Origin of the sequence: Parenemella sanctibonifatiensis, assembly GCF_002250565.1 — a bacterium.
Taxonomy (GTDB): domain Bacteria; phylum Actinomycetota; class Actinomycetes; order Propionibacteriales; family Propionibacteriaceae; genus Parenemella; species Parenemella sanctibonifatiensis.
Genome location: NZ_NMVJ01000006.1, coordinates 303,081 through 328,707, shown reverse-complemented (window position 1 = coordinate 328,707; position 25,627 = coordinate 303,081). Strand labels below are relative to the sequence as shown.

Genomic DNA, 25,627 nt, shown 5'->3' with positions numbered 1-25,627 from the left:
CTGCGGCCCCGGGGGCTGCTGGTCATCGTTGTGGTCGGCCACGCTCAACCCGCGAGCGCGGTTCGCACGGCCGCCAGTGCGTCGGGGATCTTCGTGCCGTCGGTGCCACCGCCCTGGGCCAGGTCCGGCTTGCCGCCGCCCCGTCCGCCCAGCACCGCGGCGACGTCGCGCACCAGATCACCGGCCTTCCAGCCCTGCTCGCGCGCGGCGGCGGTCGTGGCCACCACCAGCTGCGGCTTGTCCTGACCGCCGATGAGCGCGACGACGCCGGGGCCCTGCCCCAGCTGGTCGCGAACCGCGGTCGCCATCCCGCGCAGGTCATTGCCGGTGACCTGGGGCTGGTGGCTCGCCACCAGGCGTACCCCATTGATCTCCTCGGCGGCAGCGACCAGCGTCGGCACGGCCGCCAGCGCCTGGTCCTTCTGGGCCTGGGCGATGGTGCGTTCAGCGCTCTTGAGGTCAGTCACCAGCTTCTCGATGCGCTCGGCCAACTGGTCGGGTTGCACCTTGAGCATGCCGGACAGGTTCGCGACCAGGGCCCGCTCGGCGGCCAACTGCTGGAACGCCTCCTTGCTGACCAGAGCCTCCACGCGGCGTACGCCAGCGCCGACCGAGGACTCACCCAGCAAGGACAACAGCCCGATCTGTGCGGTCCGCTCCACATGGGTGCCGCCACACAGCTCCCGCGACCACGGCCCGTTCAGTTCGACCATCCGCACGATCGGCGGATACTTCTCGCCGAACATTGCCATCGCGCCGCGCTCCTTGGCCTCGGACAACGGCAGTTGCTGGTCGGTGACGGCATAGTCCGCACCGATCGCCTCGTTGCTGATGCCCTCGATTTCGGCGCGCATGTCGGCGCTGAGACCCTCGCTGGCGTTGAAGTCGAAACGCAGATAGCCGGGCTTGTTGTAGGAGCCGGCCTGCAGCGCATTCGGGCCGACCACCTGCCGCAGCGCCGCATGGATGATGTGGGTGGCGGTGTGGGCTCGGGAGGCCGCCAGCCGTGCCTGCGGATCGACTGCGGCGTGGACCTGCTGGCCCAGATGCAGTTCGCCGGCATCGACCCGGACCTGGTGCACCACCAGCCCCGGCACCGGGCGCTGCACGTCGAGCACCTCCAGCGCCAGCCCGTCGCCGGTGATCTGGCCGGCATCAGCGTCCTGGCCGCCGGCCTCGGCATAGAGCGGGGTCACCGGCAGCACCAGCTCGGCGACCTGACCGGCCGGCACCCGGTCCACGACCTGACCGTCGACGATCAGACCGGCGACGGTGGTGTCGGCAACCAGATCGGTGTAGCCCACGAAGGTGGTTTCACCCTGGCCGCGCAGTTCCCGGTACGCCTCCACGCTGGCAGCGCCGCCCTTCTTGGCGCGGGCATCGGCCTTGGCGCGCTCCCGCTGCTCGGTCATCAGGGACCGGAAGGCCTCGGTGTCGACCTCGAGGCCCTGCTCCTGGGCCATCTCCACGGTCAGCTCGATCGGGAATCCGTAGGTGTCGTGCAGCGCGAAGGCGCGCTCGCCGGTCAGCGTGGACCCGCTCTCCTGCAGGGTCTGCCGCACCGCAGTGTCGAAGATCTGGGTGCCGGCATCCAGGGTGCGGGTGAAGGCCTGCTCCTCGGCCGCGGCGGCGCTGCTGACCCGCTCCCACTGGGTCAGCACGTCGGGATAAGAGGCGCTCATGACATCGCGGCTCACCTGCAGCAGTTCGGGCAGCACCGCATCCGTGACGCCCAGCAGGCGCAGCGAGCGTACGGTGCGGCGCAGCAGCCGGCGCAGCACGTAGCTGCGGGCCTCGTTGCCGGGGGTGACGCCGTCGGTCATCAACATGAGGGCAGACCGGACGTGGTCACCGACCACGCGGAGCTGGACGTCGGCCTCCTCGCGGTCGCCATAGCTGATGCCCGCCAACTCCGCGGACCGCTGGACGACCGGGAACACCTCGTCGATCTCGTAGAGGTTGTTCTTGCCCTGCAGCAGGTACGCCATCCGCTCCAGGCCGGCGCCGGTGTCGATGTTCTTGCTGGGCAGCGGCCGAGCAACGTCGAAGTCGTCCTTGCCGCGTACTGCCGACAGCTCTTCCTGCTGGAAGACGTTGTTCCAGATCTCCAGATAGCGGTCCTCGCCGGCATCCAGGTCCGCCGGCCCGTACTCGGGGCCGCGGTCATAGAAGATCTCCGAGTCCGGGCCGCCCGGCCCGGGGACACCCATGTGCCAGTAGTTCTCGGTCAGATTCCGGGAGACGATCCGCTCATCGGGCAGCCCGATGGAACGCCAGATCTCGCGGGCCTCGACATCACCGTCGGGATAGGAGGGGTGATGGCCCGGGCCGAGCACGCTGACATAGAGCCGGTCACCGTCAAAGCCGAGGTTGCCGTCCTCGACCGAGCCGGTCAGGAACTCCCAGGTCCACGGGATCACCTCAGCCTTGAAGTAGTCACCGAAGGAGAAGTTGCCGAGCATCTGGAAGAAGGTGCCATGCCGAGTGGTCTTGCCGACCTCTTCGATGTCGAGCGTACGGATGCACTTCTGCACGCTCACCGCGCGCTTCCACGGTGCCGGCTCCGCCCCGGTGAAGTAGGGCACCATCGGCACCATGCCGGCCACCACGAAGAGCAGGTTGGGGTCGGAGTGGATCAGGGGCGCGCTCGGCACGACAGCGTGGCCGTGGCGGGCGAAGAAGTCGAGGTAGCGCTGGCGGATCTCCGCGGTCTTCATGGCAGGGAAACTCTCGGGTCGGTGTGATGCCCGACGACCGCCCTGGTCCCGGTTGGAGTGCGGGAGGGCCCGGTCGCCGAGCCGTGGTCAGGCGGGTCGCTCAGGCGTCGGACTGGACGCGTCGAGCGTACGCCTGGGTCTCGGCGCTGTCGGACTCCTCATCCAGGCCCAGCACCTCACGCAGTTCGGCTTCGCGTTCGTCCATGGCTGAGCGCAGGTCGCGCCACATCTCGCGCGCCTCGCCGAGGAGGTCGTCACGCTTCTGTGCGGCCTGTTCACGAACAGCATCAGGGGTCATCTTGCGCAGGTACTCCTTCGCCTTGAAGGCGATGAAGAGACTGACGCCGGCGCCCAGCGCGAAGGTCAGGAAGGTACGCATCAGGCCCCCTTGCGGCGCGGAGCCGCCGCGCGACGGCCGGTCAGGGTGCGGCGCATCCCGTAGGAGAAGGCCGCGACCTTGACCAGCGGGCCGCCGAGCGTTGCGCTGAACAGCGTCGCCAGCTGCGCGGCGTTCTCGGAGACCACGGTGGCGTGGGTGGTGACAGTGGCCGCGTCCTGGGTGAGCACGGCGACCTTCTCGAGCTCGGTGTTGGTGTTGGCCACCGTGCTGCGCAGCTCGGTCAGGATCGGCAGGGTGTGGTGGCTCACCTCCCGCACGGACAACCTCAGCTCGCTCAACACGCCGCCCAACTTGATCAGGGGCACGGCGATGAAGGCGACGAAGGCGACCGCAGCGATGGCAGCGATCAGAGCGGCGATGTCACCAATGGTCATAACTCATCCTCACGGCGCGGAACGAAACATCGGCCAGCCTAGTGCACATCGGCCGGCGCCACACGGCCACCGCGAACCGTACGGCCCGCGTGCCTCTCGTGCCCGGTCAGTCTGCCGACGGCGTACGCCCGAGCAGCCGCTCCAGGCTGGCCAGGCTCTCCCCGATGACGGCCTCGTGGCCGTGGTCGGTGGGTTGGTAGTAGCGGGCGTCGGCCAGTTCGTCGGGCAGGTACTGCTGCCGCGCCACCCCGTGGGGATGGTCGTGGGCGTAGAGATATCCCTTGCCGTGCCCCAACGCCTCGGCGCCGCGGTAGTGCGCGTCGCGCAGGTGTGGCGGCACCTGACCGATCCGGCCGGCGCGCACGTCCTCGGTGGCGGCACCGATGGCCAGGGTCACCGCATTCGACTTGGGTGCGGTGGCGGCCGCGACGGTGGCGTGGGCCAAGGTGAGCCGGGCCTCCGGCATGCCGATCAGCTGCACCGCCTGGGCCGCAGCAACACAGGTCTGGAGCACCCCGGGCGCCGCCATGCCAATGTCCTCACTGGCCGAGATGATGAGGCGCCGGGCGATGAAGCGAGGGTCCTCCCCCGCCTCCAACATCCGTGCCAGGTAGTGCAGCGATGCCTGCACGTCGGAGCCGCGGACCGACTTGATGAAGGCAGAGATGACGTCGTAGTGCTGGTCGCCGTCGCGGTCGTAACGGATCGCGGCGCGGTCGGCAGCGCGGCTGACGTGCTCGGCGGTGATGGTGATCTCGGCGGCGTGCTCAGCTCCCTCCTTGTCCCCAGCAACGTCGGCGGCAGCGCCGGCCGCGGCCTCCTCCAGGTGGGTCAGCACCCGGCGTGCGTCGCCGCCGGACAGCCGCAGCAGGTCACTGCGGGCGTCGTCGGTCAGCGCGTACGCCTGCCCGCTGACCGGCAACCCCCGCGGATCCTGCAGCGCCCGATCCACCAACGTGGACAGGTCGGCTTCGGTGAGCGGTTTCAGGGTCAGCAGCAGGGAGCGGGACAGCAGCGGCGAGATCACGGAGAAGCTCGGATTTTCGGTGGTCGCGGCGATCAGGGTCACCAGCCGGTTCTCGACGGCCGGCAGCAGCACGTCCTGCTGGGCCTTGGAGAATCGGTGCACCTCGTCGACGAAGAGCACCGTGCCGCGGCCGCGAGCCAGCTCCTTCTTGGCCAACGCGAGCTGCTCGCGCACCTCCTTGACGCCGGCGGTGACGGCGGAGACCTCGACGAAGCGACGCCCCGAGGTCAGCGAAACCACCGAGGCGATGGTCGTCTTGCCCACGCCGGGAGGTCCCCACAGGAAGACCGACATCGGCTGCCCCTGGGCGAGTCGGCGCAGTGGCGAACCGGGCGCCAGCAGGTGGGTCTGGCCGACGATCTCGTCGATGGTGCGGGGCCGCAGGCGTACCGCAAGCGGAGTGTCCGGGTGCAGCTGGCCGCCGATCGATGCAGCGCTGAGGGACCCCAACGTGCCCCCGGAGTCGGAGCCACTGGTCCGCGGCGGTGTCACCTCGCCGAACAGGTCCTCGCTCATCTGCCCGACTCTAGTGCCAGCACCGCAACCGACGCCTGGCACTGCGGCCGGGGCCGGACAGGACGCAGGTGCCTCAGTGGCGATAAGCCGGGACGGCAAGATGGGAGCGACCAATTGCACCGTTCCGTCCGGCCCCGCCAGGACAGGAGGCACCATGAGCTGGATCTTGTTCGTCGTCTTTGCCGTCATGGCGGCGTACACGGCCCGCCGCATGGTCCGCGACATCCGCCGCCTCAACAACGCCGGCTGGTTCGGCGCCTCGATCGTGGCGGGCATGCTCTGGATCGCCAGCCTGGGCGGCGACCCGCTGATCGGGGTGACCGGCTTTCTGTTCGCGGTCGCGGTGATCACGCCGGTGCTGATCGTGGCGCTGATGATCCTGCTGCTCGCCAACGGATTGGTGATGCTGCAGAACGAGGGCACCCGGCTGGGCAACCTCCTCTCGCTGCTGCTGGGACTGGGGTTGGCCGCGATGCTCGTGATCGTCCCGATCGGGATCCTGCACCCGATCGCGCTGACTGTCGTGGGCGCGATCTGGTTGGTCGCGGCCTACTTCGGTGCGGCGCTGGTCGGCTACCTGCTGTATGGCGGCTTCTATCTGCTGTGGGCCCGCCGCAAGGTAAGGCAGATGCCCACCAGCGCCGTGGTGGTGCTCGGCTCCGGCATTCGCGGTGAGAAGGTCACCCCGCTGCTGGCCCGCCGCATCGACCGGGGACTGGAGATCCACAAGGAAGCCTGGGACCGTGGCCAGCAGCCGCTGCTGGTGATGTCGGGCGGCAAGGGCAGCGACGAGCAGATCAGCGAGGCCGAGGCGATGAAGCGGTACGCCGTCTCCCGCGGCCTGGAGCCGGTGCACGTGTTGACCGAGGACCGCTCCAGCAACACCGAACAGAACCTGCGCTTCACCGACGAACTGATCACGGCCCGCGCGCTGACCCAGGAGCCGGAACGCTCCGCACCCACGCCCGCCGTCGAGCAGCCGCAAATGGTGCTGGTCACCAACAATTTCCACGCGCCTCGCGCGGCTGCGCTGGCGTCCCGGCTCGGGCTGCCGGCCCAGGCGGTCGGCGCGCCCACAGCGGCGTACTACCTGCCCTCGGCGATCCTGCGCGAGTACGTGGCGATGCTGCGGGAGCACAAGCTCGCCCACGTGATCGGCTTGGCGTGCGGCCTCGCCGTGATCGGCGGCTTCGTTCTCCTCGTGATCAGCCTCTGACCAGGTCGCTCCCTCGACCGGCGAGGTCACCGAAAGTTCACCTGCGGACTCCTCGGCGTGACCCCACCACACGCTTACTTTGATGGCAGTGTCCCCCAGCCACCCCCTCGAGGAGCCATGTCCAGCATTCCCGACGCGTACGACCGGATGGCCCAACAGATCCGTGAGCTGGGCGGCAATCCGCCCGCGAAGCCGGCCGATGACGTGCAGGTGCGCGGCAGCGGCACCGGCCCGGAGCAGGCGGTCACTGTTGAGGTGATCAACGGCTTGGTCACCAGTCTCGACATCGACCAGTACTGGCTCACCCAGAACCCGCACCACCGCTTCGTCACGGAGCTGAAGTCGGCCCTCAACCAGGCGCTCACCGAGCACAACGAACGCCAGCTGGAGGAGCTGTCGAAGCATGACGTCGGGTTTGCCAACCTCAACAAGCTCCTCACCGAGACCCAGCGTGACCTCGAGCACGCCTTCAACCAGCACTTCTCCAACGTCCGGGCCCGCAGTGAGGAGATCCGATGAGTGAGGTCGAGTTCCGTCCCGAAACCTGGCGCAGCAGCGGCGACGCCTTCGAGTCAGAGGCCGCGTCGGTGGCGCAGGCCGTCCAGTCGGTGATCTCAGCCAACAGCGACATGGGCGCGATGGGCGCCGGCAACGGCGGCACCTTGGCCGATGCGGCGCTGGCGACCGTGTTTCCGATGGTCTTCGAGCGGCTGACCGAGTCGATCAACTCGATCGCAGACGGGTTGGCGGCCGACGGCACCTCGATGATCGACACCGCAGCGGTCTATGAACAGACCGAGCAGACGAACACCGACACCGCGAACGCAACCAACACCGACATCGCGAACGCGGGGGAGAGCTGACCATGGCACTGGAACTTCCCGGATGGTTGCGTGAGGCGCTGAACTTCCTGGGCTACGAGTGGCCCGCCTCCAACGAGGACACTCTCAACGCGTGGGCGACGGCGTACAGCGGCGTGCAGGGCACGGTCAGCGGCGCACACGGCCAGTTCAACAACGGCCTGCAGCACATCGCCAGCAACAACAGTGGTCCCGGCGTCGAGGCCTTCCAGTCCTACATGACCGGCGGCGACGCCGCGCTGCACTCGCTGGAGAAGTTCGGTCACGGTGCCGATGTCGTTGGCCAGGTCTGCCAGGTCTGCGCCCAGCTGGTGCTCGGGCTGAAGGGTGTCGTGATCGCTCAGCTGGCCATCCTGGCCGCCGCGATCGCTGCGGCGGTCGCCTCCGCCGGTATCGGCACCGCGGCTGCGTTCGCGGCCCGCGAGGCCGCCAAGCGAATCATCGACGGTGTCATCGGCGAGATCGTCGGCATCGTCCTGATGGGAGGCTGACCATGGCCAAGAAGCCGCCGAAGGCGCTGCTCAAGGGCATCTTCAAGAAGGCTGACGAATACCTGGACCACTTCGTGCCGCCCACCCGTGGTTATCGGCCCCAGCAGCTGAAGCCGAACCAGAAGTACACCGCGGGCGAGTTCAACTACAAGTACGAAACCGACGATCTGGGCCGGATCAAGAAGGCCGAGGCCGACAAGCTCCAACTCACCAAGCGGGACGACCGGCTCTCCCACCAGGACAAGACCCCGGGCAAGCGGGACGGCGACCACGCCGGGCACGTCTTCGGCGACCGGTTCGGCGGCTCGCCCGAGGTCGACAACCTGCTGTCGCAGGCAGCCGACGTCAACCTCGGTTCGTACAAGAAGCTCGAGAACGAATGGGCTGACGCGCTCGAAGCGGGCAAGGACGTCAAAGTCAAGGTCGAACCCAAATATGACGGCGACGGCATGCGACCAACCGAATTCAAGGTGAACTACACCGTCACGCCCCCGGGCAAGGTCAAGACCGAGGTCATCAAGCAGTAATCTCCCCCTACCGACACCCACACCGCGAGGAGCCTCATGTCCTTCGAAGAAGTCTTCGAATCCGCCAGCCAGGAGATCCTGTCCCTGGCCTTCGAATATGTCGGCAACAACGACGCCGAGGTCGAGGACATCTGGGCGTACACGAACTTCGAGAACCGCAGCCAGGCGACCGGCATCTTCTACAAGATCAACGGCCAGGTGGTGGAGCAGTACGCCGTCAACACTGCACTCAAGGAACCGGTCGACGACGACAGCGACCGGCAGGAATCGCTGGGCAGCCTGGTCGCCGACGAGGCTTCCAAGATTGCTGCGGCGTTCGAGCAGGAGGCACGCGAGCTGCCCTGCGAGATGTTCCTGGCGTACCACGTGCCCACCCAGAAGTTCGAGGCCGACTTCGGCTATCAGCCCAAGGTGCCGGCTCGGGACGCGACCAAGACCTGGGAGCAGCCCTACAACGACTACCTGCGCAGCAAGGGCGGCACGCCCTACGAGGACTGACCCTCCCCCACCGCGGACGCGACAACGCCCGGCCCTCTGAGGGACCGGGCGTTGCTGCTGTCGCCGAGTTGAGGTCAGGCCTGGGTCGGCGCGTCCTTCTTCTCGGACCCGTCCTTCTTCTCAGGTACCGCGTCCACGCCAGCTTCCTTGCGCTGCTGCGCGGTGATCGGGGCCGGTGCCTGAGTCAGCGGGTCGTAGCCGCCGCCGGACTTGGGGAAGGCGATCACCTCACGGATCGAATCCTCCTTCGCCAGCAGTGCCACGATCCGGTCCCACCCGAACGCGATGCCACCGTGGGGCGGGGCGCCGTAGGCGAAGGCATCCAGCAGGAAGCCGAACTTCTCCTGTGCCGTGGCCTGGTCCAGGCCCATGATCGCAAAGACCCGTTCCTGGACATCGCGCTGGTGAATACGGATCGACCCGCCGCCGATCTCGTTGCCGTTGCAGACCATGTCGTACGCCCACGCCAACGCGTTGCCGGGGTCGGCGTCGAAACCGTCGACATCCTGCGGTGAGGTGAAAGCGTGGTGCACCGCGGTCCAGGCGCCCTCTCCCACGGCGACGTCACCGGCAGCGACAGCGTCACTGGCCGGCTCGAACAGCGGCGCATCAACGACCCACAGCAGCGACCAGGCGTCCTCGTCGATCAGGTCACAACGGCGGCCAATCTCCAGCCGGGCCGCGCCGAGCAGTTCCTGGGAGGACTTGCGCTTGCCAGCGCCGAAGAAGATGCAGTCGCCGGGCTTGGCGCCGACCAGCTCGGGCAGGCCAGCCTTCTCCTCCTCGGAGAGGTTCTTGGCGACCGGACCGGCCAGCGTGCCGTCCTCACCGATGGTGATATAGGCCAGCCCCTTCGCGCCACGCTGTTTGGCCCATTCCTGCCAAGCATCGAAGGTACGCCGCGGCTGGGAGCCGCCACCGGGCATCACGACGGCACCGACGTAGGGCGCCTGGAAGACCCGGAAGTTGGTGTTGGCGAAGTGGTCGGTGACCTCGTGGATCTCCAGGTCGAAGCGCAGGTCAGGCTTGTCGGAGCCGTAGCGGTCCATCGCCTCGCGGTAGGTGATCCGCGGGAACGGGGTCGGCAGCTCGACGTCGATCAGCTTCCACAGCGCCACCGCGATGTCCTCGCCGAGCGCGATCACGTCGTCCTGGTCGACGAAGCTCATCTCGATGTCGAGCTGGGTGAATTCGGGCTGCCGGTCGGCGCGGAAGTCCTCGTCGCGATAGCAACGCGCGATCTGGTAGTAGCGCTCCATGCCGGCCACCATCAACAGCTGCTTGAACAGCTGCGGGCTCTGCGGCAGCGCATACCAGGATCCGGGCGCCAGTCGGGCCGGGACCAGGAAGTCGCGGGCACCCTCGGGCGTGGAGCGCGTCAGCGTCGGCGTCTCGATCTCGATGAAGTCGCGGTCGGCCAGCACCGCGCGAGCGGCAGCGTTGGCCTTGGACCGCAGTCGCAGCGCGGCGGCCGGCGCCGGTCGGCGCAGGTCCAGGTAACGGTGACGCAGGCGGGCCTCCTCACCGACATTGACCCGCTCGTCGATCTGGAAGGGCAGCGGCGCGGACGGGTTGAGAACCGTCAGCTCGCTGATCGCGACCTCGACCTCACCGGTGGGCAGGTCTGGGTTGGCGTTGCCGTCGGGGCGCAGCTCGACCGCGCCGGTGACGGCAATGCAGTACTCGTTGCGCAGATTGTGCGCGCCGGAGGCCTCGAGGATCTCGTCGCGCACCACCACCTGGACGACGCCACTGGCGTCGCGCAGATCCAGGAAGGCGACGCCGCCGTGGTCACGGCGACGGCCGACCCAACCTGCCAGGGTGATGGTCTGTCCGACGTGCTCGGCACGCAAGGTGCCGGCCTCATGGCTGCGAATCACAGCGGTCCTTCCGGATGGTTGATGTGCTGTCGTTGATGTGGCGGCCTCAAAGCGGAGACCCCGTGCTGTAGGTCATCCTAGTGCTGCCCGGGCTGGCCAGGCATCGCATTTGCGGGGTCAGGATGTCTGCCCGGGGCCGATGATGCTGGGGCGCAGATCCTCGGCGGGCGGGGTCCAGGTGGTCGCGCTGGCCTGGACTTGGTCGCCGCTGCGCAGGTCCTTCACCTCGCCACTGTCTGCTCCCTGGGGAAACCACACGAAGGGGATGCCGCGCCGATCGGCGTACTTGATCTGCTTGCCGAACTTGTCGGCGCTCGGCGCCACCTCGGCGCTGATGCCGCGCGCCCGCAGTTCGCGAGCGGTGGCCAACGAGTCCGCGCGCGCCTCGTCGCTGGTCACCGCGACCAGCACACAGGTGGGAACGTCGCGGCTGGCCCGGATCTCGTCCCGATTGATCAGCGGCACCAACAGCCGGGAGATCCCGAAGGAAAAGCCGACCCCGGGGAAGGTCCGCTTGCCGTCGCTGGCCAGCTGGTCATAGCGACCGCCGGAACCGACCGAGCCGAGCTTGCTGTGGCCCAGCAGCTCGGTCTCGTAGACGGTGCCGGTGTAGTAGTCCAGTCCGCGGGCGATCTTGAGGTCGGCCAGGATCCGACCGGACAGGCCCTGCGTGGTCACGGTGTCCACCAGCGTCGACAACTCCGCCAGGCCGGCGTCCAACAGTTCGCTGGTGACGCCCAACGCCCGCACCGCGTCGATGAAGCCGCTGTCGCTGGCCTGGATGCCAGCCAGCGCCACACACTGGTCGGCGACGGACTGGCTCAGCCCCAGCTCGGTCACCAACAGCTCGGCGACCTTGGTCGGGCCGATCTTGTCGTACTTGTCGACCCGCTGCAGGACCGCGGCGGTGTCCTCGATGCCCAAACCCTCGTAGAAGCCCTGGGAGAGCTTGCGGTTGTTGACGTGCAGGACCACGGCAGGCAGCCCCAACTCGGCCTCCAGCCGGGCGTACGCCTCCAGCGCGACCAGCGCGATCTCAGCCTCGTGGTGGGCGGCCAGCGAGTCCTGACCAACGATGTCGATGTCAGCCTGGCGGAACTCGCGGTATCGCCCGTCCTGGGGGCGTTCGCCACGCCACACCTTCTGCGCCTGCCAGCGGCGGAACGGGAAGGCCAGGTGCCCGGCGTTCTCAAGGATGTAGCGCGCGAAGGGCACCGTGAGGTCGAAGTGGAGGGCGAGATCCTCCTCGGAACTCTCCCGGCCGGGTTCGGCGTGGAGTCGGCGGACGGCGTACACCTCCTTGTCGATCTCACCCTTGCGCAGCAGCACCGACAGCGGCTCCACGGCACGGGTCTCGATCTCGCCGAAGCCGTGGAGTTCGAAGGTGTGGTGCAGCGCCGCGAGCGCCCGCTGCTCCACGATCCGTCCGTTGGGCAGGAACTCGGGGAAGCCTGAGATCGGCCGGACCCGTGCCGCCATGCTGCACTCACCTTCTGTCGCGATTATCTGGAGTCGTGTGGGCAATGCCGGTTGGCCCGGCATCAGATCGTCCGCCGAGCGGACTCCGCAAGGCTATACCGGTCAGCCGGCCCGCGCCTGTGCTCACGCGGCCACCCGCAATGCGCCGCAGGCCCGGATCGGGCAAGATGGGCCGCATGACTTCGCAGGAGCCCCAGTCCTTCGGCCGTGCCGACGCGGACGGCACGGTCCATGTACGCACCTCCGATGGTGAGCGGACCGTGGGCCAGGTGCCCGACGCCACACCCGAGGAGGCGATGGCCTTCTACACCCGCCGGTACGCCGCGTTGGAGACGCAGGTGCAACTGTTGGCCGACCGGATCCGATCTGGCCGGATCAGCCCCGACGAGGCCCGCAAGTCGATCAAGACCGAACGTGAAGCCATCCTGACCGCGAACGCGGTCGGTGACCTGGAAGGGCTCGCCGCCCGGCTGGATGCCCTCACGCCGCTGCTGGAGGAACAGGCCCAGGCCCGCAAGCAGGCCAAGGCCGAGCAGAACGAGCAGACCAAGCAGGCCAAGGAAGAGATGGTCGGCCAGGCGGAGAAGATCGCTGCCGGCAACGACTGGCGCGGTGGCGTGAACAAGTTCCGCGACCTGCTGGAGAAGTGGAAGGCGCTGCCCCGGATCGACAAGGCCACCGACGATGAGTTGTGGCACCGATTCTCCAGTGCCCGCACCACCTACACCCGCCGCCGTAAGGCACAGTTCGCCCAGCAGGCCGAGGACCGCGAAGGTGCCCGCAAGACCAAGGAAGCGATCATCGCCGAGGCCGAGACGCTGGCTGACTCAACCGAGTGGGGCGACACTGCCCGGTCCTTCCGTGACCTGATGCAGCGCTGGAAGGCTGCCGGCCCGGCGCCGCGCGAGGTTGACGACAAGTTGTGGGCGAAGTTCCGGGGGCTGCAGGACCAGTTCTTCGATGCGCGCAACGCCTCGATGGCCGAACAGGACGAACAGTTCCGTGGCAACCAGGCCGCCAAGGAGGAATTGCTCGACAAGGCTGAGGCCGAGGTGCTGCCGGTCAAGGATCTGGAGCGTTCCAAGGCGGCCTACCGTCGCTTCCTGGACGCCTGGGCCGAGTTGGGCAAGGTGCCGCGTGACGCCATCAAGCCGTTGGACAACCGGGTCCGGGCGCTGGAGAAGGGCATCAAGGAAGCCGAGGACGAGCAGTGGCGGCGTACCGACCCGGAGGCTCGTGAGCGCGCCGAGGGCACCGCTTCGATGCTGAACGCACAGATCGCCAAGCTGGAGAAGGACCTGGCGAGCTACGAGAGCCGCGGTGACGACAAGCGAGCCAAGGAGGCGCGCGCGTCGATCGAGACCTACCGCAGCTGGGTGGACCAGGCTGAGAAGGCGGCCGCCGAGTTCAGCGGCTGAGCTGGCCGGCCGTCCCTGGCTGGGCGCCCGGGCCGGCTCCAGTATGTCCTCAGTGCCCCGGTGTCCTCAGTGCGAGGGCGCCGAGGGCCCCGCTCAGTGGCGCAGCCGGTAGACGTCGTAGACGCCGTGCACCGAGCTGACGGCCCGCAGGATGTCGTCCAAGTGCAGGGGATCAGCGACCTCGAAGGTGAAGCGCACCTTGCACAGCCGGTCCCGGGTGGTCTGCAGGTTGGCCGACACGATACTGACGTGGTGGTCGGACAGACTCCGGGAGATGTCGGACAACAGCCCGGGCCGGTCCAGCGCGTCGACCTGGACGCCAACCAGAAAGGTCTTGCCGGCGCCGGTGTCCCAGCTGACGTCGATGACCCGTTCCGGGCTGCGCAGCAGGTCCTGGGCGTTGGTGCAGTCCCGGCGGTGCACCGAGACGCCCTGGCCGCGGGTGACGAAACCGAGAATCGCGTCGCCGGGCACCGGCGTACAACACTTGGCCAACTTCACCGCCATGCCGGTGTCGCCGTGCACCAGGACGCCGCTCTCGGAGGTGGGTTCGCGACGGGACGCGATCGCAGGTGCCTCCTCCAGCGACTCCTCGGCGGCGTCCTCTTCGCCGCCGGCGATCGTCACCAGGTGGTCCAGCACCGCGCTCGCGGAGACGTGGCGCTCCCCCACCGCCGCGTACAAGCCAGGCACATCCCCGACCCGGAAGTGCTCGGCAGCCTCGGCCAGGTGTTCCAATCGCAACAGGCGCTGGAGCGGCAGGCCATGGCGCCGCATCTCGCGGGCCAGTTCCTCCCGGCCGCTCTCGATGGACTCCTCGCGCCGTTCCCGGCTGAAGTACTGCCGAATCTTGGATCGGGCCCGAGGCGTACGCACGAACTCCAGCCAGTCCCGGCTCGGGCCGGCGTCCGGGGCCTTGGAGGTCAGCACCTCGACCACGTCGCCGTTGTTCAGCGCAGACTCCAAGCTGACCAGACGGCCGTTGACCCGGGCGCCGATGCACCGGGCACCGACCTCGGTGTGCACCTGGTAGGCGAAGTCCACCGGAGTCGCGCCTTGCGGCAACGCCAGCACGTCACCCTTGGGCGTGAAGACGTAGACCTCGTTGGAGTTGATCTGATAGCGCAACGAATCGAGGAACTCACCCGGGTCGTCGGTCTCCTTCTGCCATTCGGTCAGCTGGCGTACCCAAGACAGATCCGCGGTGTCCTCGACGTCCTCGCCTCGGGCACCGGACTTGTACTTCCAGTGCGCCGCGACACCGTACTCGGCACGGCGGTGCATCTCGTGGGTGCGGAACTGGAGCTCAACCGGCTTGCCGCCGGGCCCCAGCACCGTGGTGTGCAGCGACTCGTACATGTTGTACTTCGGCATCGCGATGTAGTCCTTGAACCGACCCGGCAGCGGGTTCCATCGCACGTGCATGACGCCCATCGCCGCATAGCAGTCGCGGACCTCATCGACCAGGATGCGCAGACCCACGAGATCGTAGATGTCGCGGAAGTCGCGGCCCCGCACCACCATCTTCTGGTAGATCGAGTAGTAGTGCTTGGGTCGGCCTGTGACGGTGGCGCGGATCCGGGCCGCCTTGAGGTCCTGTTCGACCTGGGCGATCACCTCCCGCAGGTACTGGTCCCGGGCGGGCGCCCGTTCGGCCACCAGATGCACGATCTCGTCGTAGACCTTGGGGTGCATCGCAGCGAAGGACAGGTCCTCCAGCTCCCACTTGATCGTGTTCATGCCGAGCCGGTGGGCCAGCGGGGCGAAGATCTCCAAGGTCTCGGTGGCGATCCGGTGCTGCTTGTCGGGGCGCAGCGACTGCAGCGTACGCATGTTGTGCAGCCGGTCGGCGAGCTTGATGACCAGGACCCGGATGTCGCGGCTCATCGCCACGATCATCTTGCGGATCGTCTCCGCCTTGGCCGAATCGCCGTAGCGGACCTTGTCCAGCTTGGTGACCCCGTCGACCATCGCGGCGACCTCGCCGCCGAAGTCAGCCGTGAGCTGCGCCAGCGTGTAGGAGGTGTCCTCCACGGTGTCGTGGAGCAGCGCCGCGCACAGGGTCGGTTCGGTCATGCCCAGCTCGGCCAGGATGGTGGTGACTGCCAGTGGATGGGTGATGTAGGGATCGCCCGACTTGCGGCTCTGCCCGGTGTGATAGTGCTCGGCGGTGCGATAGGCCCGCTGCAGCAGCGCCAGATCGGCCTTGGGATGGTTCTGCCGGACCACCGTGAACAGCGGGTCAAGCACCGCATTGGTCGAGGTCCGGGCGCCGCCCAGTCGGGCGAGCCGCTGGCGTACCCGAAGTTTGGACGGTTCCCGCCAGGCCCGCCCCGCTTCCTGAGGTCCGGGGCGTCGGTCCGGGCTCTGGGGTGATGTGGGCGTCGCCGTCTCAGCAGGGTCGGGCGTCCGAGTGCGATCCGCCACCGTGTCCACCACCTTCCGGCCTGGTCACCGCCGCCCGGTTGGAGTGCTCAACCGATGCTGCGGCTGTTGTTGTGCTGTCAGCTGCCTGACATGTCAGCCTAGCGCGAGGGTCCTCAGTCGTCGTCGCTGGCAGGGCCCTCGGTGTACGCCGATCCTTCCACCCGCAGGGGGTCACTGGCCCGACGCTGCTTGCCGACCGGTGCCACCGCCCGTCGGATCACCACCACCTCGTCACCGGTGCGCAAAGCGCCGACGGTGGGGTCGTAGAACCTGCGCACGCTGTCGTGGCGGACCACGGCCAGCACCCGTTCCCCGCGCACCTCACTGGGCTCCAGACCGACCTCGTCGGGGGCCACCTGGCGCTGGTGCACCTCGAGTCCAGCGCCCGAGGACAGCATGTCATCGATGACCGCCCCCACCGTCGGCGACACCGTCGCCAGACCCAGCATCCGGCCGACGGCGTCGGAGGAGGTGACCACAGCGTTGGCACCGGACTGGCGTACCAGCGCGACGTTGACGTGCTCACGCACCGCGACGGCGATGTGGGCCGAGGGGTTGAGCTGGCGCACTGTCAGGGTGCTGAGGATGGCGGTGTCATCGCGGTCCAGGGTGATGACGACCTGCCGGGCCTTGCTGATCTCCGCGGCCCGCAACGTCTGGCGGTCATTGGCCTCGCCGTGAATCGCAGCCAATCCGGCACGGTTGGCCTCGGCCACCGCGGAGCTGCGGTTGTCGATGACGACCACCTTGGACAGGTCGGTGTCGTTCATCACGAGGGTGGCGATCGCGCTGCGGCCCTTGGTGCCGTAGCCGATCACAACGACATGGTTGCGCATCCGTTTCCTCCAGCGGTTGTCGAGCAGGATGCGGCGACCCTGGTTGGCGAGCACCTCAATGGTGGTGCCGACCAACAGGACCAGGAAGCCCACCCGCATCGGGGTGATGAGGACCGCGTTGAGCAGTCGAGCGTGCGGTGCCACCGGGGTGATGTCGCCGTAGCCCGTGGTGGTCATCGTGACCGTCGAGTAGTAGAGCGCGTCGACCAGCCCGACGCCGTCACCGTTGGTGTTGTCGATGTACGCCGCGCGGTCGAACCACACCAGCAGGGTCGAGGCAAGCAGCAGCCCGAAGGCCATCAGTCCGCGCCGGGTCAGTTCGGCCAACGGCGTGGTGGGTCGGTACGGCAGGCTCACCAGCGTACGGAAGGCGGACTCCCGGCCCAGACGCGACTGCCCGGCCATCGGCTACTCCCGGACCAGACTGTGGACCGGGCCGATGCCAGCATCCTCCAGCAGAGCACGCCCGCCCAGGTCGGCCAGTTCCAGCAACACCGAGATGCCGACCAGCTGACAGTCGAGCCGGTCGACCAGTTCGGCGGCGGCCCGGGTGGTGCCGCCAGTGGCCAGCACGTCGTCCACCACCAGCACCCGGCTGCCGGGACCACAGGCGCCCTCCTGGACCTCCAGGACAGCCGAGCCGTACTCCAGATCGAACTCGACCCGATGGCTGGGGCCGGGCAACTTGCCGGGCTTGCGCAGTGGCACGAAGGCCGCACCCAGGTGCAACGCCATCGGTGCCGCGAAGATGAAGCCCCGCGCCTCGATGCCCATCACCACGTCGGGAACCTGGTTCACCTTGGACAGCTCCACCACGGTCCGGTGAAAGACCTGCGAGTCGGCCCACAACGGAGTCAGGTCCCGAAACAGGACGCCCGGGGTCGGGTAGTCAGGGACGCGCCGGATCAGGCCGGCCAGCTCGCTCACGAACGCCGCTTCCGGGGGCGACGACGCGGCTGGCTGCGGGTGCCGGGAGCAGGCTTGGCTGTGCTGTCGGAGCTGCTGGCCTTCACCTCATCGGCCGACTCGCCGGCGTTCGCAGCATCGGAGGTGTCGCCAGCCTCATCACGGGCATCGGCTCGCTGCTGGCGCCGCTTGGCACGGGCATCGGCGGCCTTGGCCCGGCGGTCCGCGGCTGCGTCCTTCTCCGCGGTCGTCTTGCTGGCGCCGGACTTCTTCGCATCCTCTGCCGTGGCCGAGCCGCCTGTGCTCGTGGCCGCCAGCGCCTCCGCGTCCTCCTCATCGGCAGTGACCACCACAGTGGGCTTGGGAGCCGCCTTCGCCTTGGCCTTGGCGTCCGCCCTGGCCTCGGCGCGGCGCCGCTTGCCAGCCGCCTTGCTGCCGGTGCCACCGGCCATGTCGACCAGCAACGGGGTGGCAATGAACAACGATGAGTACGCGCCGGCGAGCATGCCGACCAGCATCGCCAGGCCGAGGTCCTTCAACGGGCCGATGCCGAGGTAGAACCAGCCGGCAAACAGCACCGCGGCGACCGGGATCACGCCCACGATGGTCGTGTTGATGCTTCGCACGATCACCTGGTTGACCGCCTGGTTGGCCGCCTCCGGGAACTGTGCTCTCGGCATCTTGGCGGCGTTCTCCTTGACTCGGTCGAAGACCACCACGGTGTCGTAGAGCGAATAGCCCAGGATCGTCAGCAACGCGATCACCGTGGACGGCGACACGGTGAAGCCCACCGCGGCGTACACACCGACGGTGACGATGATGTCGTGGAACAGCGCCAGGATCGCGGCGCCGGCCATCGACCAGTTGCGGAAGTAGATCCCGATCACGACCGCCACCAACACCAGGAAGATGCCGACCGCCACCAGGGCTCGTTGCGTCAACGCACCACCCCAAGACGCGCCGACGAAGCCGTAGTCGATGGCGTCCTCCGACACTCCCAAGGTTTCGGCGATGGTGCCCCGGATGATCGACAACTCGTCCACATCCAGGGAGCGGGTCTGCACCCGGATCCGGTTCTCACCGAGCACCTGGATCGTGGTGCCACCCAGATCGGGCACCTCGGAGTCCTGCAGCGCCTCGCGCAGGTCGCTCTGGACCTCCTCGCTGGCGGCCTCGACAGTCACCTGGAAGTCGGCGCCGCCACGGAACTCGATGCCGAGATTGAGCCCGCGCAGGGCGATGGCACCGATGCACAGCAGCACCACGATCGCGGAGACGATGTACCAGGTCTTGCGGCCCTTGATGAAGTTGTACGCCAGGTCGCCGGTGTAGAGGCGCTCGGGCAGCGACTTCTTCTCGCTGGACTTCTTGGCCGAACTCGAGCCCGCACGCTTGGCCGCGGCGCGCTTGTCGGCGTCGCGGGCGTCCTTGCGAGTCTCGACGTCCTTGCTGGTGTCAGCCTTGGCGGGGCTCATGCCCGGCCCCCTTTCGGCTCGTCACGATCGTCGTCCTCGTCCAGTTCGTCGGCGTCGTCCAGTTCGTCATCCTCGAGTTCGTCATCCTCGGATTCATCGAACTCGTCCGCCTCGAGGTCCTCGTCCTCGTCGAGGTCATCCTCATCGTCGTCGAGCTCATCCTCGTCGAGGTTGTCGCCCTCGAGGTCGTCGTCCAGCTCGTCATCCTCGACGTCCGCCTCGTCCAGGTCCTCGTCCTCGATCTCGTCGAGATCCAGATCGTCGGGGTCCTCGCCGCGGGCAATCGCCTTGTCGCGGGCGCGTTGCTCCTTGGCCTCCCTGCGGGCTGCTGCCCGCTCCTCCTTGCGGGCCAACTTCTCGGCCTTGAGGCGTTCGGCACGAGCCTTCTTGCGGGCCTTGACCTTCTCCGGGTCACGTGCGCCGACAGCCGCGGCACCGAGCCGCTCCCGGTCCAGACCAGACCACTTGTGGCCCCGGCCGAAGTACTCGGTACGGGCCAACACACTCATCAACGGCTTGGTGAAGAAGAACACCACCGCGAGGTCGATCAGCGTCGTCAAGCCCAGGGTGAAGGCAAAGCCACGCACCGAGGCGATTGCCAGGAAGAACAACACCACCGCAGACAGCAACGACACCACGTCAGCGATCACGACGGTGCGCCGGGCGTTGCGCCAGCCGAGCTCCACCGCCGAGCGCAAGGTTCTGCCCTCGCGGGCCTCATCACGGATGCGTTCGAAGTAGATGATGAAGGAGTCCGCCGTGGTGCCGATGGCGATGATCGCACCGGCGATGCCGGGCAGGCTCAACGCAAAACCGGCCGAGGCGCCCAACAGGACCATCACGGCGTACGTCATCGCTGCGGCAACGACCAAGGTGGCGACCACCACAAAGGCGAGCAGGCGGTAGTAGAGCAGGCAGTACGCGGCCACCAGGATCATGCCGATCGCTCCGGCGATCAGGCCGGCACGCAGCTGCTCGCCACCCAACGTCGGTGACACTGTGTCGACGCCGGACTGCTCGAACTCCAGCGGCAGGGCACCGTAACGCAGCACCCGGGCGAGTTCCTCCGAGGTCTGCTGGTTGATGCCGGACCCGTCGATGGTGGCGCGACCGCCGACGATCGACTGGCTCACCGACGGAGCGGAGATGGTGACGCCGTCCAGCACGATCGCGAACTGGTTCTGCGGCTGCGGGTTCTGGGCCAGACGCCCGGTGACCTCGGCGAAGCGGTCGGCGCCCTCGGCGTTGAACTCGAGATTGACCACATAGTTCAGCTGACCCTGCGGGATGCCGGAGCTGGCGTCGGTGACCATGGTGCCGGGGATCACCGTCGGGCCGAGCAGATACTTGATCTGTCCGGTCGGATCGCAGGAGATCAGCGGCTGGTCGACGACGTCGGGAAAGTCCTGGTCGCAGGTGTACATCTGGAAGTCCAGCAGATCCTCCTGGGAGGGCTGCCAGTCCATGGCCTGCTCGGCCGGAGTGCCCTGACCGACCTCGGTGGGCCGCGGCGCCGGGGTGTAGTCCTCCGGCGGCGTGGTCGGGGTCGGCTCAGGGGCCGGATTGGTCGGCAACGCAGCGGGGAGGGCCGGGCGTCCGTTGCCCTCCGTGCCGGGCGCCGAGGTCTGTGGCGCACTGGCCTGAGGCGACTCGGGAGCCGGCGAGACCGACGCACCCGGACTCGGCTCGCCCGTCGGCGCGGGCGACGGGTCGCTGGAGGGAACCGGCTCGGTGGGCTGGGCGGCGTAGTCCATCGAATACACCGGCCGGAAGCCCAGCTGCGCGGTCTGGCCGACCAGACGCAACATCTCGTCGGTGTCGCCACCGGGCATGCTGACCTGGATCTGGTTGCTGCCCAGCGTGGTCACCTCGACCTCGCCGACGCCGAGCGAGTCGACGCGCTGCCGGATGATGTCCTGGGCCTGCTCCAGTGCCTCCTGGCTCACAGCACCGTCCGGACCGGCAGAGGCGGTCAGGGTGATGGTGGTGCCACCACGCAGGTCAAGACCGAGCCGAGGCAGCCAGGTCCCGTTGACGGCCATGATGCCGAACATCACGGCGATGGCGAGCAGAAACCCGACCAGCGTGAGACCCGGGCGCTTGGCCACCGGCGGCGCGGTCTTGGGAGTGGGTGTCTCCGACACGTCGATGTACTTCCTTCGAGGGTGGGGTCAGCGCTGGGATTCGTCGCGGCCGGGAGCCACGTCAGGATCGTCGGCCAGATCGAGGTCACGGTCGTCGTCGGTCCGCTGCACCGGAATCTCGCGGTAGGTCTCCTCGGAGGCCAACTCCTCGGAGTCGGTGTCCTGAGCCTCGAGGTCGGCGTCATCGGCGTACGCCTCGTCCTCGGCGGGGTCGTAGCGGGGTGCGTCGTCGTCGGCGCTGGCCGGGGCTTCGGCCACCACGCCCGCCTTGGCGACCTGGATCTGTACGCCGGGGGCCAACTCAATGGTGTCCTCGGTGTCACCGCGGTGAACCAGGGTGCCGATCAGGCCACCGCCCAGCATCACCCGTGAGCCGACCTCGAGGGCGGCGATCTTGGCGACCTGTTCCTTCTGGCGCTTCTGCTGCGGGCGGATCAGCAGGAAGTAGAACACCAGACAGAAGAGCACCAGCATGCCGAGACTCATCAGCATCGAGGTGTCACCCTGCATCGGCACCTGCACCAACCCGGTATTGCCGAGGAGCACGCCATTCAGGAGGAGCCCCGAAGTTTCGAAGAGCACAGCATTCACAACAGACATCCGTTTCGCTTGACCAACAACCGCCCGCGCGAGTGTACCCCGCCGAACCGTGCGCGAAGGTGTCGAAGCAAAGGGTGTCGAAGCAAAGGGTGCCGAAACACCAGCGGACGCACTCGCGCCACACTAGCGAGAATTGGAAAATTCGCGCACCTGTGACCAGCACTCCCCTCGCGGCAGTGTCCACTCCGTCATGCCAGGACAGCGCCCGGTTCACCCCAGCCCCGATTCAAACCGCCCGATTCAGAACAGCCCGATTCAGAACAGGGCAGTGTCGCCGCCCGGGTGGGCCAGTCCCAGGTGGGCGAAGGCTCGCGGGGTCGCGACCCGTCCCCGATTGGTGCGCATCAGGAACCCCTGCCGGACCAGGAAGGGCTCGGCGACCTCTTCGACGGTGTCGGGCTCCTCGCCCACCACGATCGCGACGGTGGACAGCCCCACCGGTCCACCGTCGAAACGAACACAGATGGCTTCCAACACTGCGCGGTCCAGTCGGTCCAGCCCCAACTCATCCACCTCGTACAGCTCCAGGGCAGCTGAGGCAGTACGCCGGTCGATCACCTCGCTGCCCGCGCCATGCACCTCGGCGAAGTCCCGCACCCGACGCAGCAGCCGGTTCGCGATCCGCGGTGTGCCCCGGGACCGCCCGGCCACCTCCACCGCGGCGTCCTCGTGCAACGTGATCCCCAGCAGCGAGGCGGACCGGTGCAGGATCCGGGCGAGGTCGGCCGGTTCGTAGAACTCCAGCTGGGCGGTGAATCCGAACCGGTCCCGCAGCGGCCCGGGCAGCAGACCCGACCGGGTGGTGGCGCCGACCAGGGTGAAACGCGGGATGTCGAGTGGGATGGCGGTGGCGCCCGGGCCCTTGCCGACCACCACGTCGACCCGGAAGTCCTCCATCGCCATGTAGAGCAGTTCCTCGGCGGGGCGAGCCATCCGGTGGATCTCGTCCAGGAAGAACACTTCCCCTTCGGTGAGTCCGGACAGGATCGCGGCGAGGTCGCCGGCATGCTGGATCGCCGGCCCCGAGGACACCCGCAGTGGGGCGCCCAATTCGGCGGCGATGATGCCGGCCAGGGTCGTCTTGCCAAGTCCGGGCGGGCCCGACAGCAGCACGTGGTCGGCGGCGACGCCACGTTGCCGAGCGGCCGCCAGCACCAACCCGAGCTGGTCGCGTACGCGTGGTTGACCGCCGAACTCCGCGAGTGCCGTGGGGCGCAGTGCGGAGTCGGCGGCAGCTTCCTCGGGTGCGAGGTGGGGGTCGACCGGTGAAGGCTCCATCGGGCGCAGCCTACTTCGCGAGGCTGCGCAGTGCTGCCCGCATCAGTTCCGGTACGCCGGCACCCTGCTGCTGCAACTCGGCGACCTTCTCGGTGGCGGTCTCGGCATCCTTGGTCGACCAGCCCAGGCCCTCCAGGCCGGCGCTGACCTGGCGACGCCAACCGGCACCGTCGTCAGCCGGGGTGACGGCCCCCGCGGCGCCGGTCACGGTGACCTTGTCGCGGAGTTCGAGGATCAGTCGCTGTGCGGTCTTCCGGCCGATACCGGGCACCCGCGCCAGTGCGGCGTCGTCCTCATCGCTCAGCGCGCGGTAGAGGTCGTCCGGTTCGAAAACGGCGACGATCGCCTGGGCGAGCCGCGGCCCCACGCCGGAGGCGGACTGGACCAGTTCGAAGCAGTCCCGTTGGGCCGCGGTCGCGAAACCGAACAGGGTCAGCGAGTCCTCCCGGACCACCAGCGACGTCTCCAACGTCGCGCGCGAGCCGCTCCGCAACTCACTGGTCGTGTTCGGCGGGCACTGCACACTGAGCCCGAACCCGCCGAGGTCGATCACGACCTGGGTGGCACCAACGTGGGTGACGGTGCCGGTGAGATGACTGATCATGCGCTCCCCCGAAGATGGTTCTGCTTGGAAATACCGCGCTGCTGGGTGCGAGCCGTCTGGACGGCAGCGGCATATCGATTGTTGGCACCGCCGCGCCACAGATGGGTGACGGCCAGCGCCAAGGCGTCGGCGGCGTCGGCCGGCCTGGGTGGAGCGTCGAGGCGCAGGATGCGGGTCACCATCGCGGTCACCTGCTTCTTGTCGGCCCGACCGCTGCCGGTCAGCGCCGCCTTGGCCTCGCTCGGGGTGTGCAGATGGACGGGGATCCCGGCCCGGGCCGCCACCAACATCGCCACGCCAGCGGCTTGCGCGGTCGGGACCACGGTCTGGACGTTGTGCTGGGCAAAGACTCGTTCCACCGCGACCACATCGGGGCGGTGCTCGGTGAGCCATTCCTCCAACGCGGCCTCCAGACGCACCAGCCGGATGGAGGTGTCCTCGCTGGCATCAGTCCGCACCACGCCCACGCCGACCAACTGTGGCGGGCGCCCCAACGCTCCCTCGACGACACCGACCCCGCATCTGGTCAGTCCGGGGTCGATGCCGAGGACACGCATCGCCCCCACCTCCGGTCCCCTGCTCGACTATGGCCACTGAAGCTCAGGTGTACATCCGCCACCTCAGTGGAAAGTACGTTCGAATACTAGCGGCCGGCAGGCGTACCGGCGCGCTCTGCGACGCGTGTCGCGTGTCGTGTCAGTCAACCACGTCATCCCGTCGGCGTCGCAGGTCGCGGCGTTCGGCCTCGTTGGTCGTCAACATGATCGCCCGGTCATACTCGGCGCGCGCCTGCTCCGTACGCCCACAGCGGCGCAACAGATCCGCGCGGGCCGCGGCATGCACCGGATAGCTCGCGATCCGGCCCTGGTCGGCGATCTCGTCCAGGGCTGCCAGTCCGGCTGCTGCCCCGTCCCGCTGGCCAATCGCCACGCCTCGATGCACCGCCACCACCGGGGACCGATCATGGACGCTCAGCTGGTCATAGAGCCGTACGATCTGGTCCCAGTCGGTGGCGGCAAAGCTGGCCGCGTCGGCATGCACAGCCGCGATCGCCGCCTCGATCTGGTGTCGGCCGGGCCGGTTGCGACGCAGGCAGGCGCGGACCAAGGCTTGGCCCTCGGCGATCAGCTCGTGGTCCCATCGGCCCCGGTCCTGGCGATCCAATGGGACCAGCTCGCCGTCGGCGTCCAGCCGCTGCGGCTGTCGAGCCTGCGTCAGCAACAGCAGTGCCAGGGTGCCGACTGCTTCGGGTTGCTCCGGCAGCAGCGCCACCACGGTGCGGGCCAGCCGGATCGCCTCCCGACACAGGTCCTCCCGGATCGGATCGGTGCCGCTGGTGGCGGCGTACCCTTCGGTGAAGATCAGTTCGATCACCCGCAGCACCCCGTCCAGCCGTTCCGCCAGTGCCGCATCGGGCGGCACTCGGAACGGGATCCGGGCGTTGCGGATCTTGGCCTTGGCCCGGACCAGCCGCTGTGCGGTCGCCGTCTCGCTGGACAGCAGGGCTCGGGCCACTTCCGCGGTCGTGAGCCCTGCCACCATGCGTAGCGTCAACGCGGTCTGGGACGCGGGCGAGAGGGCCGGGTGGGTGCAGGTGAAGATCATCCGTAGCTGATCGTCCGCCGCCTGAGCCAACAGACCCGATTCATCGGCCGCGTCCCCGAGCGCGGCCTCGGGGCGTTCCTGGTCGTCGAGCCGAACGGCCTCGGCTTCCTTCTCGGGTCGACGGCCCTCGCGGCGCAGGTCGTCGATGCCGCGGCGGCGGGCGGTGGTGATGAGCCAGCCGGCTGGGCTGGCCGGCAGGCCATCGGTGGGCCAGCGCTGCAGGGCGATCTCGACAGCGGCCTGGACCGCGTCCTCGGCCCGATCAAGGTCACCGAGGACGCGGGTCAGCACCGCCACCGATCTGCCGTACTCCTCCCGGAAGACGGCGGCGATGCGCTCCGGGGTGACC

23 protein-coding genes are annotated in these 25,627 nt (G+C 68.3%); 7 read left to right on the top strand and 16 right to left on the bottom strand.

What is annotated here, in order from left to right; translation table 11 throughout:
- Positions 1-44 precede the first annotated feature (44 nt).
- The 4 genes from alaS to CGZ91_RS06075 form a co-directional block, all read right to left on the bottom strand.
- Positions 45-2,717, bottom strand: a complete 2,673-nt coding sequence (gene alaS, locus CGZ91_RS06090; RefSeq protein ID WP_094453440.1) for an alanine--tRNA ligase — start codon at positions 2,715-2,717, stop codon at positions 45-47.
- 100 nt (positions 2,718-2,817) lie between these two features.
- The gene (locus tag CGZ91_RS06085) at positions 2,818-3,096 is read right to left on the bottom strand and encodes a hypothetical protein (RefSeq protein WP_094451096.1); all 279 of its coding nucleotides are present in this window, start codon (positions 3,094-3,096) and stop codon (positions 2,818-2,820) included.
- Positions 3,096-3,491 carry a DUF948 domain-containing protein gene (locus CGZ91_RS06080; protein WP_094451097.1) on the bottom strand — a complete coding sequence of 132 codons (396 nt, stop codon included), beginning with the start codon at positions 3,489-3,491 and terminating at the stop codon, positions 3,096-3,098. Before CGZ91_RS06080 ends, CGZ91_RS06085 begins: the two co-directional genes overlap by 1 nt.
- 106 nt (positions 3,492-3,597) lie before the next feature.
- The gene (locus CGZ91_RS06075) at positions 3,598-5,034 is read right to left on the bottom strand and encodes a replication-associated recombination protein A (protein WP_094453438.1); all 1,437 of its coding nucleotides are present in this window, start codon (positions 5,032-5,034) and stop codon (positions 3,598-3,600) included.
- Positions 5,035-5,188: 154 nt separating this feature from the next.
- On the opposite strand from CGZ91_RS06075, the gene CGZ91_RS06070 reads away from it, so the two are divergent.
- The 6 genes from CGZ91_RS06070 to CGZ91_RS06045 all read left to right on the top strand — a co-directional run bounded on the left by CGZ91_RS06070 (position 5,189) and on the right by CGZ91_RS06045 (position 8,626).
- Positions 5,189-6,250, top strand: a complete 1,062-nt coding sequence (locus CGZ91_RS06070; RefSeq protein ID WP_179229241.1) for a YdcF family protein — start codon at positions 5,189-5,191, stop codon at positions 6,248-6,250.
- 117 nt (positions 6,251-6,367) lie between these two features.
- Positions 6,368-6,769, top strand: coding sequence for a hypothetical protein (locus CGZ91_RS06065; RefSeq protein WP_094453434.1), 402 nt, complete (start codon positions 6,368-6,370; stop codon positions 6,767-6,769).
- Positions 6,766-7,113, top strand: a complete 348-nt coding sequence (locus CGZ91_RS06060) for a hypothetical protein (RefSeq protein ID WP_094453432.1) — start codon at positions 6,766-6,768, stop codon at positions 7,111-7,113. The genes CGZ91_RS06065 and CGZ91_RS06060 overlap by 4 nt, the downstream gene beginning before the upstream one ends.
- A 2-nt stretch (positions 7,114-7,115) precedes the next feature.
- Positions 7,116-7,601, top strand: coding sequence for a WXG100-like domain-containing protein (locus CGZ91_RS06055; RefSeq protein ID WP_094453430.1), 486 nt, complete (start codon positions 7,116-7,118; stop codon positions 7,599-7,601).
- Positions 7,602-7,603: 2 nt separating this feature from the next.
- The gene (locus CGZ91_RS06050) at positions 7,604-8,128 is read left to right on the top strand and encodes a DNA/RNA non-specific endonuclease (protein ID WP_094451103.1); all 525 of its coding nucleotides are present in this window, start codon (positions 7,604-7,606) and stop codon (positions 8,126-8,128) included.
- A gap of 36 nt (positions 8,129-8,164) precedes the next feature.
- Entirely contained in the window at positions 8,165-8,626 is a 462-nt protein-coding gene (locus tag CGZ91_RS06045; protein ID WP_094453428.1) for a hypothetical protein, read from the top strand.
- Between the two features lie 74 nt (positions 8,627-8,700).
- Here CGZ91_RS06045 and aspS read toward each other — a convergent pair whose 3' ends face one another.
- Both aspS and hisS read right to left on the bottom strand, forming a co-directional pair.
- Entirely contained in the window at positions 8,701-10,506 is a 1,806-nt protein-coding gene (gene aspS, locus CGZ91_RS06040) for an aspartate--tRNA ligase (RefSeq protein WP_094453426.1), read from the bottom strand.
- A 117-nt stretch (positions 10,507-10,623) separates the two neighbouring features.
- Positions 10,624-11,985 carry a histidine--tRNA ligase gene (hisS, locus tag CGZ91_RS06035; protein WP_094451106.1) on the bottom strand — a complete coding sequence of 454 codons (1,362 nt, stop codon included), beginning with the start codon at positions 11,983-11,985 and terminating at the stop codon, positions 10,624-10,626.
- A gap of 140 nt (positions 11,986-12,125) precedes the next feature.
- Between hisS and CGZ91_RS06030 the strand changes: the two genes are divergently transcribed.
- Positions 12,126-13,403 (top strand): DUF349 domain-containing protein, encoded by a 1,278-nt coding sequence (locus CGZ91_RS06030; RefSeq protein WP_229116460.1) that lies wholly within the window; start codon positions 12,126-12,128, stop codon positions 13,401-13,403.
- Between the two features lie 93 nt (positions 13,404-13,496).
- Here CGZ91_RS06030 and CGZ91_RS06025 read toward each other — a convergent pair whose 3' ends face one another.
- From CGZ91_RS06025 to CGZ91_RS05975, 10 genes are all read right to left on the bottom strand, one after another.
- Positions 13,497-15,830, bottom strand: a complete 2,334-nt coding sequence (locus CGZ91_RS06025) for a RelA/SpoT family protein (RefSeq protein ID WP_094451251.1) — start codon at positions 15,828-15,830, stop codon at positions 13,497-13,499.
- Positions 15,831-15,943: 113 nt separating this feature from the next.
- Positions 15,944-17,071, bottom strand: a complete 1,128-nt coding sequence (locus tag CGZ91_RS06020) for a potassium channel family protein (RefSeq protein WP_094453422.1) — start codon at positions 17,069-17,071, stop codon at positions 15,944-15,946.
- A gap of 3 nt (positions 17,072-17,074) precedes the next feature.
- Positions 17,075-17,593, bottom strand: coding sequence for an adenine phosphoribosyltransferase (locus CGZ91_RS06015; RefSeq protein ID WP_094453420.1), 519 nt, complete (start codon positions 17,591-17,593; stop codon positions 17,075-17,077).
- Positions 17,590-19,047: a protein translocase subunit SecF gene (secF, locus tag CGZ91_RS06010; RefSeq protein WP_094453418.1), complete on the bottom strand. Its 1,458-nt coding sequence runs from the start codon at positions 19,045-19,047 to the stop codon at positions 17,590-17,592. The genes CGZ91_RS06015 and secF overlap by 4 nt, the downstream gene beginning before the upstream one ends.
- Positions 19,044-21,191 carry a protein translocase subunit SecD gene (gene secD / locus CGZ91_RS06000; RefSeq protein ID WP_229116459.1) on the bottom strand — a complete coding sequence of 716 codons (2,148 nt, stop codon included), beginning with the start codon at positions 21,189-21,191 and terminating at the stop codon, positions 19,044-19,046. Before secD ends, secF begins: the two co-directional genes overlap by 4 nt.
- A 27-nt stretch (positions 21,192-21,218) precedes the next feature.
- Positions 21,219-21,737 (bottom strand): preprotein translocase subunit YajC, encoded by a 519-nt coding sequence (yajC, locus tag CGZ91_RS05995; RefSeq protein ID WP_229116458.1) that lies wholly within the window; start codon positions 21,735-21,737, stop codon positions 21,219-21,221.
- Positions 21,738-22,046: 309 nt separating this feature from the next.
- Positions 22,047-23,069, bottom strand: a complete 1,023-nt coding sequence (gene ruvB, locus CGZ91_RS05990) for a Holliday junction branch migration DNA helicase RuvB (RefSeq protein WP_094453416.1) — start codon at positions 23,067-23,069, stop codon at positions 22,047-22,049.
- Positions 23,070-23,079: 10 nt separating this feature from the next.
- Positions 23,080-23,673 carry a Holliday junction branch migration protein RuvA gene (gene ruvA / locus CGZ91_RS05985; RefSeq protein ID WP_094453414.1) on the bottom strand — a complete coding sequence of 198 codons (594 nt, stop codon included), beginning with the start codon at positions 23,671-23,673 and terminating at the stop codon, positions 23,080-23,082.
- Positions 23,670-24,230 carry a crossover junction endodeoxyribonuclease RuvC gene (gene ruvC / locus CGZ91_RS05980; protein ID WP_094453412.1) on the bottom strand — a complete coding sequence of 187 codons (561 nt, stop codon included), beginning with the start codon at positions 24,228-24,230 and terminating at the stop codon, positions 23,670-23,672. Before ruvC ends, ruvA begins: the two co-directional genes overlap by 4 nt.
- Positions 24,231-24,369: 139 nt before the next feature.
- Positions 24,370-25,611 (bottom strand): RNA polymerase sigma factor, encoded by a 1,242-nt coding sequence (locus tag CGZ91_RS05975; RefSeq protein ID WP_324252656.1) that lies wholly within the window; start codon positions 25,609-25,611, stop codon positions 24,370-24,372.
- Positions 25,612-25,627 lie beyond the last annotated feature (16 nt).